The organism is Burkholderia sp. WP42 (assembly GCF_000745665.1).
Taxonomy (GTDB): domain Bacteria; phylum Pseudomonadota; class Gammaproteobacteria; order Burkholderiales; family Burkholderiaceae; genus Burkholderia; species Burkholderia vietnamiensis.
On the sequence record NZ_JQJT01000040.1, the window covers coordinates 34,269 to 48,433 of the forward strand.

Here is a 14,165-nt window from a genome sequence, read left to right on the forward strand (position 1 = left end):
AGATGGATGGCATGAAAGCACCGCGAACCGCGCGACCGGAAACACCCGCAATAGACGAACCATCCGGACATGAGGCGCAATCCCCCAGGCGACGCAAGCCTCGCTCCGCCAGCGCTACACCCGCGGAGGGCGGCGAAGCATTCGGCCCGATCACGACGCGGCGGATATCGGAAGAGATCGGGGCACGAATTCGCCAGCAGATTGCAGCCGGTACGCTGCCACCGGGCACCCGCCTGCCGACCGAGCGCGAACTCGCCGAACAATTCGCAGTGAGCCGAATGGCCGTGCGCGAGGGCATGCGCAATCTCGAGGTTGCAGGGCTCATCATCCTAAAAAAAGGCAGACACGGCGGCGCCTTCGTCAACGAGTCGAGCGCCAAGCTGGTCACCCAGCAGATCCGGGACATGATCGACCTGGGCCGCGCCTCCCTTCCGATGCTGATGGAGGCACGCCTGAAAATCATGGACACGGTGATTCGTCTCGCCTGCGAGCGAGCTACGGCGGCGGATTTCGACGCACTGGAGTCCAATCTGGAAAAAACCGAGAAGTTGACCGAGGCCGGCCGTTTCGAAGAGAGGACTTTCACCGCGATCGAATTCAACAAGCTGCTCGCTGATGCCACGCGCAACTACATCCTGAGCGCGATCGTCGAGGGGCTCAGTGAAGTGCTCCGCCACTTCATCGTACTGGCCGGCCCGAGGCCGTACGATGCCGTGGTCAAAACCCGCCGGAAGCTGATCGATCAGATCCGTAACCGGGATGCGGATGGCGCGGCGGCCACGATGAGGGCATATCTCGAAGAAATACACCGATACCTCACCCGCCAGTCGCGCAGTGCGCTGCGCAAGGGCCATCCTGTCACGGGTGGCATTGACGCCTGACCTGACAGGTGGCATCCGGACGCAGGAAGGAACTTGCCCCCTTCCTCCGGTCCTGTCTATACGGCCGTCGCCGCTCGACGGTATCGCGTCATGCCGGACATCCGGCCAGACCTCGCGAACACTGGAATATTCTTCGTCAATCACGGCAATGCGCTTCTCGCCCGTCTGCCAACGAACGCGGCGCCCTGCAAGTCACCGGCACTTCATTCAACTGACGGTCCACGACGCCGGCCGCTTTTCGAGGAACGCAGCAAAACCCTCCTTCGCCTCGTCGGTGGCACGTACACGCGCGATGGTCTCCGCGGTAAGCTCCGATGTCTCCGCATTGATTGGCCGACCCGTCAGGCTATGAAACAGCGCCTTGATTTCCTGGAGCGCGACTGGGCCGTTGCCCAACAGGTCCCGAACAACGCGTTCAACACATGCATCCAGCTCCGACTCGGGCACGACGTGATGCACAAGACCGATCGCCTTTGCCTCCGGCGCACTCATCGGTACCTCGGTAAGCGCAAGCCGCTTTGCCTGACGCGTCCCGACGGCTTCGAGCAGATAGGGACCAATAACCGCCGGGAGAATCCCGAACCGTGATTCTGAGACCCCGAACGTCGCACGCTCACTCGCGATGACAACATCACACGCGCAGGCGAGTCCGACACCCAGACCGAACGCACCGCCTTGCACCCGTGCCAGGGTCGGCTTCGAGCTTCCGTGCAAGACTGCCATCATTGCCGCGAACCGTCGTGCATCTTCGAGATTCGCTTCAAAACTATTCGTACTTGCCCGCTTCATCCAGTTCATATCGGCCCCCGCACAGAACGCGGTGCCGGACGAAGCGACTACGATAAGCCGGACTTCGGCGCGCGACGAAAGCGAACGAATACAGTCAGCCAACTGGTCAATCATGGACTCATTGAATGCGTTGCGAACCTCAGGTCTGACGAGGTTCACCCATGCCACACCGCGCGTATCGACTACGCCGTGCACGAATTCCAACGAAATTTCATCCTTGCCTGACACGTCCTGACTCCATCAAAGAGAGGTCCTGTGCGTCTGCCTGTCGATACGAGACGTCTGATCGTCGTCCTTCGTACGTGCTCCGCACGCGTGGCGGAAGCACCCCGCGCCCGCCCTCCGAAAACTGCCTGACGCCCTGTCACTGGCAACGGCGCCCCAAGGCAAACCCTCCTTCCTGGAGATGGAGAAATTCGCGCAGAAGGGCCGAAATCGCCGGTCTAGGCCGTGCCCAGGTTGCGGGTGTTCATTCCGCTTTGTGCGTGTGCGCCTGCGTGCGGAAACAATGACGGCCCCCAGGCGAGGAGGCCTCCGTCAATGGTGATCGTCGTGCCGGTACAAAAACCCGACTCGTCACTGGCCAGGAACAGCGCCGCATTGGCGATGTCGAGCGGACGCCCAACATCGGGCCATGGCTGACGTCCTTTCATGAAGTCCAGCATCTGCGCGTCGCTGCTAGCCGGGATCAATGGCGTCAGAATACCACCGGGGGCGATGGTGTTGACGCGTATCCGCGCGCTCGCCAGTTCGACCGCCGCGCATCGCGTCAGATTGACGACACCGGCTTTCGCGGCCGAATAGGCTGCCGGTCCGCTCCCGCCGCCCAGACCGGCTGTCGACGCCGTATTGATGATCGAGCCGCCGCTACCCTGGCTGCGCAATGCCCGACCGCCGTGCTTGATGCCGAGAAACACCGAGCGCAGCAGCAGGCCCTGCGTGCGATCCCACTCTTCCACCGTGGTTTCCGTGACCGGTCCCATCGCACCGGCCACGCCCGCGTTGTTAAACATGCAGTCCAGACGACCGAAACTCTCGAACGCGAAAGCGATCGTCGCTTCAACGGCTGATTCGAGCGAAACATCGGCGCGTATGAACCTGATGGCCGTTGCATGCCCCTGCTGCGCTGCCAGCTCGAGTGTTTCCTCGGCCATCCCGGTATTCAGATCCGCAACGACAACCTTGGCCCCTTCTGCCAGAAACCGGAGTGCCGACGAGCGCCCCATACCGCTGGCACCACCAGTAATCACCGCGACCTTTCCCTGCAAACGTCCTGACATGAATTTTCTCCAGTTATACTAATTATTTGATCGGATTCCGATGCCGCTGCCCAACAGATCAGATATAGAAACAGGCGGCGCCGCACAGCCGCGAGGCATCCCGCAGGACCGTCCCCTGGTTACCCCATGGTTTCTATCGACCCAGCCCCGATGACCCACACACGTGGTCCAGACAACGCACCAGGATCAAACCGACAAAGCCTCCAGGCTGTGGCTTACCGCGTCGGCATCGCGCTTGCGGTACGCGATCAGGTCGCGAATCGTGACGATTGGCAGCCTGTGCAGTCGCGCGAACTGACAAAGCTGGTCGAACCTGGCCATGCTGCCGTCGTCGTTGACCACTTCAGCAAGCACGCCGCCCTCCCGCAAACCTGCGAGCCGGGTAAGGTCAACCGCGGCCTCCGTGTGGCCCGCGCGGCGCAGAACGCCTCCAGGCACGGCGCGAAGCGGAAAGATATGGCCAGGCCGGTTGAAATCCTCTGCGCGCACACGCGGATCGACCAGCGCGCGAACGGTAACAGCCCGGTCCGACGCAGATATGCCCGTGGTGGTTTCATGGCGGTAGTCGACCGTAATGGTGAAGGCCGTACGCATCGAGTCAGTGTTCTCGCGAACCATCAGCGGAAGCTTCAGTTCGTCCAGACGCTGTCCGGGCAGCGCAACGCATAACACGCCGCTCGTGTAGCGAACCATAAAGGCAATATCGGCCGTCGTCGCCTTCTCGGCGCTCATGATGAGATCGCCCTCATTCTCCCGGTCTTCATCGTCGACCACCACGACCATCGAGCCAGCCGCAATAGCCGTCAATGCATCCTCAATCCGATCTGTTGCCACGTTTCTTCTCACTCGTTATGCGCGCTGACGTCCATCCGGGCGCGCGTCAAGCCCGCGCTGTATTACCAGCGGTTCCGTACAGCACATGCGCCTGATCCGGGCGCCCGCGCCCTTGCTATGCCTTCGCTAACGTCCGTTCGCGCGCGCCGGTACATCCGTCTTTGCGATGTTGTCCTTCAGCCACTGCCGACTGCCTCGACAGACGGGCAAAATCGACGACCTGCCGACCCATCATTTCCAGCTGGCTCCCGACATCGGATAGCAGGCATCCTCCCTCGGCGTCAAACACAGGCTCGCGCGTGTTGATCGCCACGCCGATTGGCGTGGGCCAGCCCCGCAGCGCGTGGACTACCTGACGCAGTGCACCCAACGTTGCATTCGCGCCCTGCCAGCCACTACCGGTTGCGAGGCAACCGACTGCCCGACCGTCGAAATAAGGACGCGGATCCTTCGCCATGTCTTCCGTGTAGTCCAGCGCGTTCTTGACCAGGCCCGAGATGCCACCGTGATAGCCAGGTGACCCCAGAACAATGCCATCGGCTGCGCGCAGCGCCGCGAGCAGTGAAACGGCCTCCTCGGTACGCTCGGCCCGCTCCGGCGCGTAGAGCGGCAACTCAAGATCGGTGCCAGCGAACAGTTGTACGTCGGCTCCGTTCTCTCTGGCTGAACGCAGCACGAGCCGCAGCGCCTTTTCGGTGGACGATCCCTGGCGGATGGTCCCGCCAATGGCGACAATCCGGACCGGTGAATCGCGATCAATAGAATGTAATGTCATGTCGATACCTCTCGAACCAGAATGTGTGCCCGCGTGCGAGCCCGTCCGGGGCGGCACGGCAACGCCGCCCCCATCACGACTAGCGCGCGAGGAACGACTTGATGCTCTCGGCAACCCGCACCGGCTGATCAAAGTGCGGCGTGTGTCCCGCACCGGGCACATACTCGATACGCGAACCGGCAATCCGCTCCGCGAAGTCCCCGGCATAACACCGGTCCATCAGACCGTCGGACTCGCCCCAGACAATGAGCGTTTCTGCGCGCACGCGTCGGAGCCGCCGTGCCAGTCCACGTTCGGCAATGGGCCATGCGAAATGCGCCACGCTGGCCGATACCGTGAAGCGCCGGACCAGTTCGGCAATCCGCGCCTCGGGGTCCTCCGGCAGCGCAAGTCTGGCCTTGACCGGTTCACTGTCCGGGTCACCGATAAGAACCCGTGCCGCCTGATTGGCGTCAACGAGGTAAAAGTCGCCGACCGGTTTGTCATCGCGCCACAATCCCAGCGGATTGACGAGCACGAGTTTCCCGACACGCGAAGGATAGGCCGCGGCATATTCGGCAGCAACCATACCCCCGAAGGAGTGCCCGACAAGATCGAACTTGCCGATATCCAGACGATCGAAAAGGTCGTCGTAGTAGAGGACCAGTTCGTGGATGTTGTCGATATTGCGCAATTCCGCAGGATCGTCCGACCCGGCGGTGGCCGGCGCGTATACCGTTCTCGACTGCGCAAGACTATCGTGCATCGGGGACCATTCCTGGCCCTGCACGCCGTGCAGATATACGAGCGGCGCGCCGCTACCCTTGACGATTACCGGGTTCGGCCCCAGCGGAGCCGGCATCTCGATTCTTTTCGTTGCTGCGATCATGCTGCGACACCTCCTGTGAATTGATTGCGGGTAGCGCCCTGCGGCCACCAGTGGTCCTTGTACCCCTCCTTCTCCCACAGGCCTCGCAGTTGCGGCAGCACCTTCTCGGCGTACATGCGGATGTTGTACCGCGTCAGTTCCGTTTCCATCGACTGGATCTGCAGCAGCACCATCATGTGACCGACACGCAGGTTTCGCGCCGCCTCCTTGAGTTCCGCCGCCACGCGCTCGGGACTGCCACCAATCACCATCTTGTGCTTTTCGGTGAAGTCGGCCCAGGTAGCCTTCGCAGGGTCACCAAGCAACGCACCGTGACGAGCCACCTTTCTGACGTTGAATTCATAGCTCTCCTTGGTCATGAAACCCGGCGGGTTGGCCATGTGAGGAGGTACATGCAGTGCTTTTGAGTAGAAGTTCCGGATATGCGGCAGATAGAGCTTCTCTGCCTCGGCATCCGAATCGGCAACGACGACCACCTGAGCGAACCCTGCCCGGAACGGGTTGTCGTCCAGACCTGCTTTTTCGACCTGCTGCCAGTAGCCATCCATGAGCGTCTTGCCCGCCTTGTGGCCGCTGAAGCTGAGGTAGCTGTAGGTGTAGTTGTGGTCAGTCGCGTACTTCCACGTCTCGATCGAGCCACCGCCGGCCAGCCAGATCGGCGGATGCGGTTTCTGGATCGGCTTGGGCCAGATGTTGACGTAGCGAAGCTTGTTGTACTTTCCGTTAAATGCGAAAGGCGTATCGGTTCGAGTCCAGGCCTGCGTGATCAGGTCATGTGCCTCCCAGTAGCGCGGGCGCACGTGCGTCGGCGGCGTGCTGTAAGCGCCCACGGTGTCCATCGCGGAGCCAACCGGAAAGCCAGCAACCAGCCGGCCGCCACTGATGCCGTCAAGCATCGCGAATTCTTCCGCGGTACGTATCGCCGGGCTGTAGAGGGGCAATGTGTTCCCCAGCACCACGAGTGCAGCGTCAGATTTACGCCGCGCGAGAATGGCCGCGATGAGATTGGGCGAATTACAGTAACCGTAGCCGTTAGAATGGTGCTCATTGATTCCCAAGCCGTCGAAGCCCAGTTCGTCAGCCAGCTCGAGTTCCTCGATGTTCCAGCGTGCGTATTTTGCCGAGGTCTGCGGATCACAGAACTGGTCCGTTGAAGGCTTGACCCAGATGCTTTCGTTTTTCTGCACGAAGTCGTCCGGCAGATCCCGGTAGCCCTGGAAGTGGAAGAATATGGATTTCATTGGGGTTGTGTCCTCTCCGATATGGTTCAAAACAACAGCTGCTGGATCAGGCCGTCTGCCCGGTCATCAGCCCAAGCTCGTGCTGCATGATTTCGCGGATGCGGTATTTCTGGATCTTTCCGGTAATGGTCATAGGGAACTCGTCGACGAAGCGCACATAACGCGGCACCTTGTAATGCGCGATCTGCCCCTTGCAATGGGCCCGCAGTTCTTCCTCCGTGAGGGTATGGTCCGGTCTCAGCACCACCCACGCACAAAGCTCTTCCCCGTATTTCGGATCTGGCACACCAACAACCTGCACATCCCTGATCGCTGGGTGCCCGTACAGAAATTCCTCAATTTCCCGCGGATAAACGTTCTCTCCACCACGGATCACCATGTCCTTGATACGCCCGACGATGTTGACGTAGCCTTTCGCGTCCATCGTGGCGAGGTCGCCGGTATGCATCCACTCATCCTCATCGATCGCCTCGCGCGTGCGCTTCTCGTCATTCCAGTAGCCATTCATGACCGAGTAGCCCCTCGTGCAGAGTTCGCCCGTCTCGCCGATGCCGACCGTACGGCCGGTATCCGGATCGACCAGCTTGATCTCGAGGTGTGGATGAACCTGACCAACAGTGCCGACTCGTCGTTCAAGTGGCGTATCGACCGTACTCTGGCAACTCACCGGGCTCGTTTCCGTCATACCGTATGCGATCGTCACTTCCTTCATATGCATGTCATCCACGACTCGCTTCATGACCTCGATCGGGCACGGCGAACCCGCCATGCAGCCGGTTCGCAGCGAGTTCAGATCGAATTCTGCAAACCGCGGATGAGACAGCATTGCGATGAACATGGTGGGCACGCCATACAATGCCGTGCATCGCTCATCCTGAACGGCAGTCAGAACGCTGACGGGATCAAATGACTCGCCTGGATAAACGATGGTGGCACCGTGCGCCAGGCAGTTAAGGTTGCCCATTACCATGCCGAAACAGTGGTAAAGCGGCACTGGAACGCACAAACGGTCCCGCTCGGTGAAGCGCATCGCCTCACCGACGAAGAATCCGTTATTGAGGATGTTGCGATGACTGAGCGTCGCCCCTTTGGGGAAACCCGTGGTTCCGCTCGTGAACTGGATGTTGATTGGATCCGTTGCCTTCAGCGACTCGCCTGCGGCGCGCACCGCAGGATCGTCGGGATCACCCAGCGCCATGAGTTCTGAAAAGCACATCACGCCCGCAATGGGCTCATTGCCCAGATGGACCAGCCATCGCAGTTGCGGAAGCCGTGGCGCGTCAAGCGCGCCTGGCACGGCGTGGGCAAGTCCCGGCGCCAGCTCGCGCACAATCTCGATGTACTCCGTCGTCTTGAACGACGTCATCGTGATCAGCATGCGACAGCCCACCTTGTTGAGCGCGTAGTCGAGCTCGCTTGCGCGGTACGCCGGATTGATGTTGACCAGGACGATACCGATCCTGGCGGTCGCCAGCTGGATCAACAGCCATTCCATGTTGTTGTGCGACCAGATGCCGACGCGCTCGCCAGTGCGCAGCCCTAATCGAAGCAAGGCGCTTGCGAGACGGCCCACCTCGCGATCCAGTTGCCGGTAGCTGTACCGCAGGCCCTGATGGCACGACACCACGGCTTCGCGGTCCGGAAACCTGGCAACCGTTTCCTCGAAGCAGCGACCGATCGTTTGCTCGATGAGCGCGGGATGAGCCGCGCCAACGGCATAACTGGTTTCAAGGACATTCATAGGACTTCCCTGCGTTCTGGCTTTGCTATTCACAGTTTCTCTCACCCAACAGACGACACCCACGCCGTCACGGCGCCATCACCATCTTCAGCGCGCCGTCTTCACGGCGATCGAACTTCCGGTATGCCTCAGCGCCGTCCGAGAGGCTCAGGCGATGCGAGATCACCTGCTCGGGCCGCAACCGTCCCTGCTGCACGAGCGGCACCAGCCCCGGCAGGTACCGCTGTACCGAGCAGATACTTGCGCGGAATGTGAGACCCTTGCGAAACGCGGCCTGAACCGGAAAAGTGAAGCTTTCCAGGCCCGCCCCGATGACCGACACGGTCCCCGACTTGCCCACAAGATCGATTGCCAGCGCGGTCGTAACGGCCGCGCCGACGACCTCTACCGCACAATCGAGCAGACGGCCTGCCGTGGCCTCACGAATGGTCTCCAGAGCGGTAGCCGGATCGAGCGCGACGGCACCCATTTCACGCGCCAGTTCGCGTCGTCCAGCCACGAGATCCAGCGCGTAAACCCGTTCCGCACCGAGGGCGAAGGCACATTCGACGGCATTGAGTCCGATGGGTCCGAGGCCTATGATCGCGACGCTCTTGCCGGGACCGATCTCGGCATTGACACATCCCATGTAGGCCGTGGGCAACGAGTCGGTCAACAGGAGTGCCTGTTCGTCCGTCACACCGTCCGGCACCGGGATCGCATTGAAATCTCCGTTCGGAACGAGAATCGCCTCGGCCTGACAGCCTTCGAGTTCACGGCCGAGCCCATAGACCCGCATGCCGCCGCGCTCGCAACTATTGACGAGACCGAGCTGACAGTACCGGCAGGTGCCGCAACCGGTGGAACCCGGCAACATGACTTGATCTCCGGGCTTCAGACGCTTTACGCCACGCCCTACCTCGACCACCTCGCCGATCGCTTCGTGCCCGAGGCCAAATAACGGACGTGAAGGTGCAAGGCCACCGTGATAGATGTGCAGGTCGCTGCCGCAGATGCTGCACAGTTTCATCCTGACCACAACATCCGTTTCTTCACCCAGTTGCGGATCTTGAAGATCGCCGAAGCGAACATCCCCCGCCGAGTGATACACCAGACCCTTCATGAATTTGCTCCTGTTTCGACGCGTATTCCCGGCGAGTCATCGATGCCGGACAGCACCTCGCCGTCGACACCGCCCGTCTTCAGCACTACCGCTGCGATGACAACGATCAGTCTTCGTAACAGGGGAATAACGCCGCGATATCAATGTCGCCACGACACCCGGTCAGTTATCCTTTTCCGAGCATCTCCGGCTGTGCCTCAGGAACGCTCGAGTCCCTTCATTTGCCCGTCAGCGTGCCAGTCGTTGAGAAGCTTCGTGAACTCAAGCGACCCACCGCCGTATGTGTCGACCAGAAGCCCCTTGTCGACGTCGCCCTCGCCGCTGTAGTACCCGGGGGTGCACTCCGCGAGGAACGCGCGGACCTGTGTGGACTTCTCCCGGATAACGTCCTGCCACTGCTCTTCCGCCTCGGCTGTCGGCTCGATGCGTGTGAGCTTGTGAGCCTTCATGTACTTGAGCATTTTCAGGACATGATCGGTTTGCTCTCCGAGCATATCGACCAGGTTCGGCTTGAACCCGTTCTGGCTGATACCGAGGATGAAGAAGTTCGGAAACCCATGGCTGTAAAAACCGTGCAGCGTCTTCATGCGCTTTGCGTGATGCTCGCTCAAGGTCTTGCCGCCCCGACCATAGACCTCGAAACCCGAACGTCGCGTGTACTCGGTGCCCGTCTCGAATCCCGTCGCGAATATGATGCAATCGACTTCATACTCGACACCATCAAATACCAGCGCGTTCTCCGTAATGCGATCAATACCGCGCCCCTGGGTATCCACGAGCGTCACGCTGGGAAGGTTGAACGTCGGCAAATACTCGTCGTTGAAGGCTGGCCTCTTGCAGAACGTCCGGAACCACGCCTTCAATCCTTCGGCCGTCCGTTTCTCGCGCACGATGCTGTCGACACGCGCACGAACCTGGTTGCCCTTCCTGAAGTCAGCCAGTTCAAGGTCGCGGGCCATCTGCTCGGGCGGGACGTTGACGTTGCGTTGTACGCCTGACGTTTTCAGGCTGCGAATGATGTCTGTCCAGCCATCATGAACGAGGTCTTCGTCCTGATCACCGCCCGCCACCAGCGTATTGAAGTTTTCCGTGCGCCGTTGCTGCCACCCCGGTTTTAGCGTTTTCACCCATTCGGGGTCGGTCGGGCGGTTTCCGCGCACATCCACCATTGAAGGTGTGCGCTGAAAGACATAGAGTTGCCGGGCATCCTGACCAACATAGGGAACACATTGAATGGCGGTCGCTCCAGTGCCTACAATGGCGACTCGCTTATCGGCAAGTTCGGTCATGCCTCCACGGTTGTTGCCGCCCGTATATCTGTAGTCCCAACGGCTCGTATGGAAGGTGTGCCCTTTGAAAGTACCGATACCCGGAATACCCGGCAATTTTGGCCTGTTGAGGGGACCACTGGCCGAAATGACGAATCGCGCTTTAATGACATCGTCGCGATCCGTCACGACGGCCCATCGGCCATCTTCGTCACTCCACCGCATCTCCTTGATCTGGGTCTGGAACAGCGCGGCCGGGTAAAGGTCGAATCTCCTGCCGATCCGCTGCGCGTGCTCAAAAATCTCCGGCGCGTAGGCATACTTTTGCGTCGGGATGTAGCCCGTCTCTTCCAGCAGCGGCATGTAGATGTACGCTTCAATGTCGCATTGCGCGCCAGGATACCGGTTCCAATACCACGTGCCGCCGAAATCACCGCCTTTCTCGATGATGCGAAAACTGTTGATGCCTGCCTGGCGCAGCTTGGCAGCAGACAGTAGTCCGCCGAACCCGCCGCCGACTACAACCACGTCGACCTCTTCAATGACTGGCGAGCGCGTGAACCCGGGCTCGACATAAGGATCGTCGACGTAATGGGTGAAATCACCCTTGATTTCCGTCCACTGGTTATTCTGCTTCGGATTGATGCGCTTGTCCCGCTCCTGACGGTAATTTTCGCGAAGCACATCGGGATCGACGTCGACATCAGCCACTTGATTATTTGTTAGTTTTCCATAATTCATAGTTGACATCTTTGTCTCCTCAAATCTGACTCTGGCACAAATTTCATTCAGGACGTGGGGTCATTGGGAACAGCCTGGCTCGCGCCTGGATTGCCTCCCTTCCTCAAATGGACCTGAACTACACGATTCCAGTCTTCATGAAAGCCATTTCGCACCCTCCAGTGCAGACTGACGCCAGCAATCAGGCACCCGGTAGTCACTGTCAACACGACCAGATGAGCGCCCGTCAGTCTTGCCTCAAACCACCCGTGCCCAGATGCGTTGCGAGACGCAGGGCGTGGCGCAATGCGCGCTCGCGCGCCCGTCTCTGGAAAAGGGCCGACCGAGGACATTTCAGTACCCTTCGCTGCCGGCGCTCACATCCCACCTCAGGCGCCAGGGTTGTGCTTTAGACTTCATACTGGTAGCGTGCCCTCGCCTATTTAAGTACAATTACTTAATAAGTATGGTTACTTAAAACGAAAGCTGGAGAAACTGGTGTTTACCCCTTACCCCGAAGCACTTCGACCTGCAGCTGTCTACGCAGCAGTTCCACGACTCCCATCTGGCCAGAGGCCAAACCATGCTTGAAGACAGACAGGATGCGAAAGGCCGCCTCATCCAGGCCGCCATGCATTTTTTTGCGGAGCGTGGCATCGCGGGTGTTGCCATGCATGAGATCAGCGCAGCAGCAGGCAATCGCAACAAATCCGCCATCACCTATCACTTCGACGGCCGGGATGGTCTGATCCAGGCCATCCAGAATGAATTCGCGGCGTTCCTCAAACCGCGCTTCGACAGGGAGCTGGGACGCCTTGAGCGAACGCGGAAGGATCGCCTGTCGCTTTACGAGGTCGGCTTGGCGATCAACGCCCCGTTCTTCGCGCTGTACGCGTCATCAGGTGGAGATATCGCGCTCAAGACGATGGCGCGCCTCAATCACGAGCGTGAACTGGGCAGCGGCCTTTACCACGACACGTTGATAGCGAGCTTCAACCGCGTCGAGGATCTCATTCTGGCCAAGATTCCCGGGAAATCGAGAGGTCAGTTGAAGTTCCATCTGGCGCACTACCTGATAGCCACGGTAAACGGCCTCGCCCTCACGGACCGCTGGACGGGGGAGAACTTTCGCGAAGATCCCGATTTGTTGCTGGAGTTAATGCTTTCGTACAATGACTATGTCGTGGGCGGGCTTGCCAGCACTGAGACCCAGCGGCCGGTTATCGACTACGCGTATTGGCGAGATGCCATTGCGCAACTGGTGACAGACTAAGATCGCACCTGTCGGTCTCAAATCCTGCTGACTTCGAGTAAAGGAAATGGATGCCGACAGCGGCGCAATGCTCTTTTCGAGCGATCGCCCGGTCTTCACGCGCCCCGCGACCTCGTGCGGCGGACGCGCCTTCAGTTCGGTCCAGGAACGGCCATCGGCGAGTCCTGGACCCTCTGGGTGCGTGGCGTCAGCAGAAAGTAGCCGTTGCGTGAAGGTCGGCCATGCGGGCTTTTCAGTGTCGCCGCACGAGCTCAACACGTCGAACGACTAACAGACGGAGCGTAACCTAACTTTGGCCCAGGGCGGAATTCAACTGCCGGTATTGCCTCTGGATCGGTGAAATGTCTGCACGTTGAAGACTCTACTGCATGGCACCACGCTCGCCTACAGCGGATCTTGCCGTCCATTAGGTACGTTTTGGCGGACATCGAGGCGCCACAGTTAACCGCGCCGAAAACTTCGCCGATGGACCTTTGGCGACGTACATTCGGGGGACTCCGTCGCCTGTGGACGTCAGATGCCCATCGCTGTCCACAATTACGAAAGCCCAAGCGGATATGGGGATAATCCGCAATGTGGTGGGACATTTTGCTCAAACGTCCCTGCGACGTCCAGCTATAAACACCCCTGCGGCCCCCAGTGCAACCGCCCTGATCGCAAAACGCGGGGGACTGGCAGTCTCAGTACCCAGCGTTCTGGGCCGCTGAAGGTTGGTGACAGCATATGCGCCGCGAACAATTCGGCAGCGCCATCTGCACGCGACCAATGGCATCCACGCAGCAATGTGATGGAGCGCCACCCTTGGCGCAATGCATGCGCGCCGCACACAGTTAATCACTGGACTCTGACGTGCTGCTGGCCGGTGAGCCGTACGATGCATTCGCGTTCTTTCTCTGTGCAATAACTTCCTCCGCCTGCTGAACGCTCTCCGGGAAGTGTAGCCAGTCGGCAGGTTGATACCCTGCCTGGCGGTATTGGGCCAGTTCCGAACGAACCTGCGCACGGGTCAGTGGCTGGCTGGCTTGAGCAAACGAGACATCCGGCGCAAAAAGGACAACAGCGCCGACGACGGTAATTGCTACGATGTTGACGTATCGCATGGTTCAACCTTTGTGATTTCAGGAAAGCCACGATCAGCCTTTATCGCAGCCGACAAGGCAGTCTATCCCACCAACATTTAAGTACACATACTTAAATAACTGAGAAACTTTTTCATTATTTGAAACAATGTGCGGCCGTATCTGGCAACCCCTCCGCTGACCACCTCATCCGATGTGTATGCCCGAAGCGCGCACTCCCCTAGGGCCTGTTCACACTAATTTTGTTTGACCGTATACTTCGGTGATGGAAATCACCGAAGCCCAATATCAGCGTATCGAGCATTGCCTGCCAC

At 59.7% G+C, this 14,165-nt stretch carries 12 protein-coding genes; 2 read left to right on the forward strand and 10 right to left on the reverse strand.

Annotated features, from left to right (window positions below; all coding sequences use genetic code 11):
• Positions 1-2 precede the first annotated feature (2 nt).
• Positions 3-881, forward strand: a complete 879-nt coding sequence (locus EX20_RS21565; RefSeq protein WP_006400239.1) for a FadR/GntR family transcriptional regulator — start codon at positions 3-5, stop codon at positions 879-881.
• Positions 882-1,088: 207 nt separating this feature from the next.
• Here the strand turns inward: EX20_RS21565 and EX20_RS21570 are convergent, their stop codons facing one another.
• The 9 genes from EX20_RS21570 to EX20_RS21610 all read right to left on the reverse strand — a co-directional run bounded on the left by EX20_RS21570 (position 1,089) and on the right by EX20_RS21610 (position 11,529).
• Complete coding sequence (locus tag EX20_RS21570; protein WP_051974467.1) at positions 1,089-1,898, reverse strand: enoyl-CoA hydratase-related protein; 810 nt, start codon at positions 1,896-1,898, stop codon at positions 1,089-1,091.
• Between the two features lie 215 nt (positions 1,899-2,113).
• On the reverse strand, positions 2,114-2,950 hold the full coding sequence (locus EX20_RS21575; RefSeq protein WP_006400241.1) for an SDR family NAD(P)-dependent oxidoreductase: 837 nt from the start codon (positions 2,948-2,950) through the stop codon (positions 2,114-2,116).
• Positions 2,951-3,136: 186 nt separating this feature from the next.
• Complete coding sequence (ribB, locus tag EX20_RS21580) at positions 3,137-3,784, reverse strand: 3,4-dihydroxy-2-butanone-4-phosphate synthase (protein ID WP_072465574.1); 648 nt, start codon at positions 3,782-3,784, stop codon at positions 3,137-3,139.
• A 115-nt stretch (positions 3,785-3,899) separates the two neighbouring features.
• Complete coding sequence (locus EX20_RS21585; protein WP_050804576.1) at positions 3,900-4,559, reverse strand: NADPH-dependent FMN reductase; 660 nt, start codon at positions 4,557-4,559, stop codon at positions 3,900-3,902.
• A 79-nt stretch (positions 4,560-4,638) separates the two neighbouring features.
• Positions 4,639-5,427: an alpha/beta fold hydrolase gene (locus tag EX20_RS21590; protein ID WP_006400243.1), complete on the reverse strand. Its 789-nt coding sequence runs from the start codon at positions 5,425-5,427 to the stop codon at positions 4,639-4,641.
• Positions 5,424-6,668 (reverse strand): LLM class flavin-dependent oxidoreductase, encoded by a 1,245-nt coding sequence (locus tag EX20_RS21595; protein WP_006400244.1) that lies wholly within the window; start codon positions 6,666-6,668, stop codon positions 5,424-5,426. Before EX20_RS21595 ends, EX20_RS21590 begins: the two co-directional genes overlap by 4 nt.
• A 46-nt stretch (positions 6,669-6,714) precedes the next feature.
• On the reverse strand, positions 6,715-8,409 hold the full coding sequence (locus EX20_RS21600) for an AMP-binding protein (protein WP_034194697.1): 1,695 nt from the start codon (positions 8,407-8,409) through the stop codon (positions 6,715-6,717).
• Positions 8,410-8,476: 67 nt separating this feature from the next.
• Positions 8,477-9,511 carry an alcohol dehydrogenase catalytic domain-containing protein gene (locus EX20_RS21605; RefSeq protein ID WP_006400246.1) on the reverse strand — a complete coding sequence of 345 codons (1,035 nt, stop codon included), beginning with the start codon at positions 9,509-9,511 and terminating at the stop codon, positions 8,477-8,479.
• A 197-nt stretch (positions 9,512-9,708) separates the two neighbouring features.
• Entirely contained in the window at positions 9,709-11,529 is a 1,821-nt protein-coding gene (locus tag EX20_RS21610; RefSeq protein ID WP_006400247.1) for a flavin-containing monooxygenase, read from the reverse strand.
• A 553-nt stretch (positions 11,530-12,082) separates the two neighbouring features.
• On the opposite strand from EX20_RS21610, the gene EX20_RS29935 reads away from it, so the two are divergent.
• Positions 12,083-12,772 carry a TetR/AcrR family transcriptional regulator gene (locus EX20_RS29935; protein WP_050804578.1) on the forward strand — a complete coding sequence of 230 codons (690 nt, stop codon included), beginning with the start codon at positions 12,083-12,085 and terminating at the stop codon, positions 12,770-12,772.
• Positions 12,773-13,602: 830 nt separating this feature from the next.
• Here EX20_RS29935 and EX20_RS31110 read toward each other — a convergent pair.
• Complete coding sequence (locus EX20_RS31110; RefSeq protein WP_072465573.1) at positions 13,603-13,872, reverse strand: DUF4148 domain-containing protein; 270 nt, start codon at positions 13,870-13,872, stop codon at positions 13,603-13,605.
• Between the last annotated feature and the right edge of the window lie 293 nt (positions 13,873-14,165).

Coding starts and splice junctions, on each gene's coding strand:
- EX20_RS21565 (WP_006400239.1), top strand. CDS start 3: ATGGATGGCATGAAAGCACCGCGAACCGCGCGACCGGAAACACCCGCA.
- EX20_RS21575 (WP_006400241.1), bottom strand. CDS start 2,950: ATGTCAGGACGTTTGCAGGGAAAGGTCGCGGTGATTACTGGTGGTGCC.
- EX20_RS21585 (WP_050804576.1), bottom strand. CDS start 4,559: ATGACATTACATTCTATTGATCGCGATTCACCGGTCCGGATTGTCGCC.
- EX20_RS21590 (WP_006400243.1), bottom strand. CDS start 5,427: ATGATCGCAGCAACGAAAAGAATCGAGATGCCGGCTCCGCTGGGGCCG.
- EX20_RS21595 (WP_006400244.1), bottom strand. CDS start 6,668: ATGAAATCCATATTCTTCCACTTCCAGGGCTACCGGGATCTGCCGGAC.
- EX20_RS21600 (WP_034194697.1), bottom strand. CDS start 8,409: ATGAATGTCCTTGAAACCAGTTATGCCGTTGGCGCGGCTCATCCCGCG.
- EX20_RS21605 (WP_006400246.1), bottom strand. CDS start 9,511: ATGAAGGGTCTGGTGTATCACTCGGCGGGGGATGTTCGCTTCGGCGAT.
- EX20_RS21610 (WP_006400247.1), bottom strand. CDS start 11,529: ATGTCAACTATGAATTATGGAAAACTAACAAATAATCAAGTGGCTGAT.
- EX20_RS29935 (WP_050804578.1), top strand. CDS start 12,083: ATGCTTGAAGACAGACAGGATGCGAAAGGCCGCCTCATCCAGGCCGCC.
- EX20_RS31110 (WP_072465573.1), bottom strand. CDS start 13,872: ATGCGATACGTCAACATCGTAGCAATTACCGTCGTCGGCGCTGTTGTC.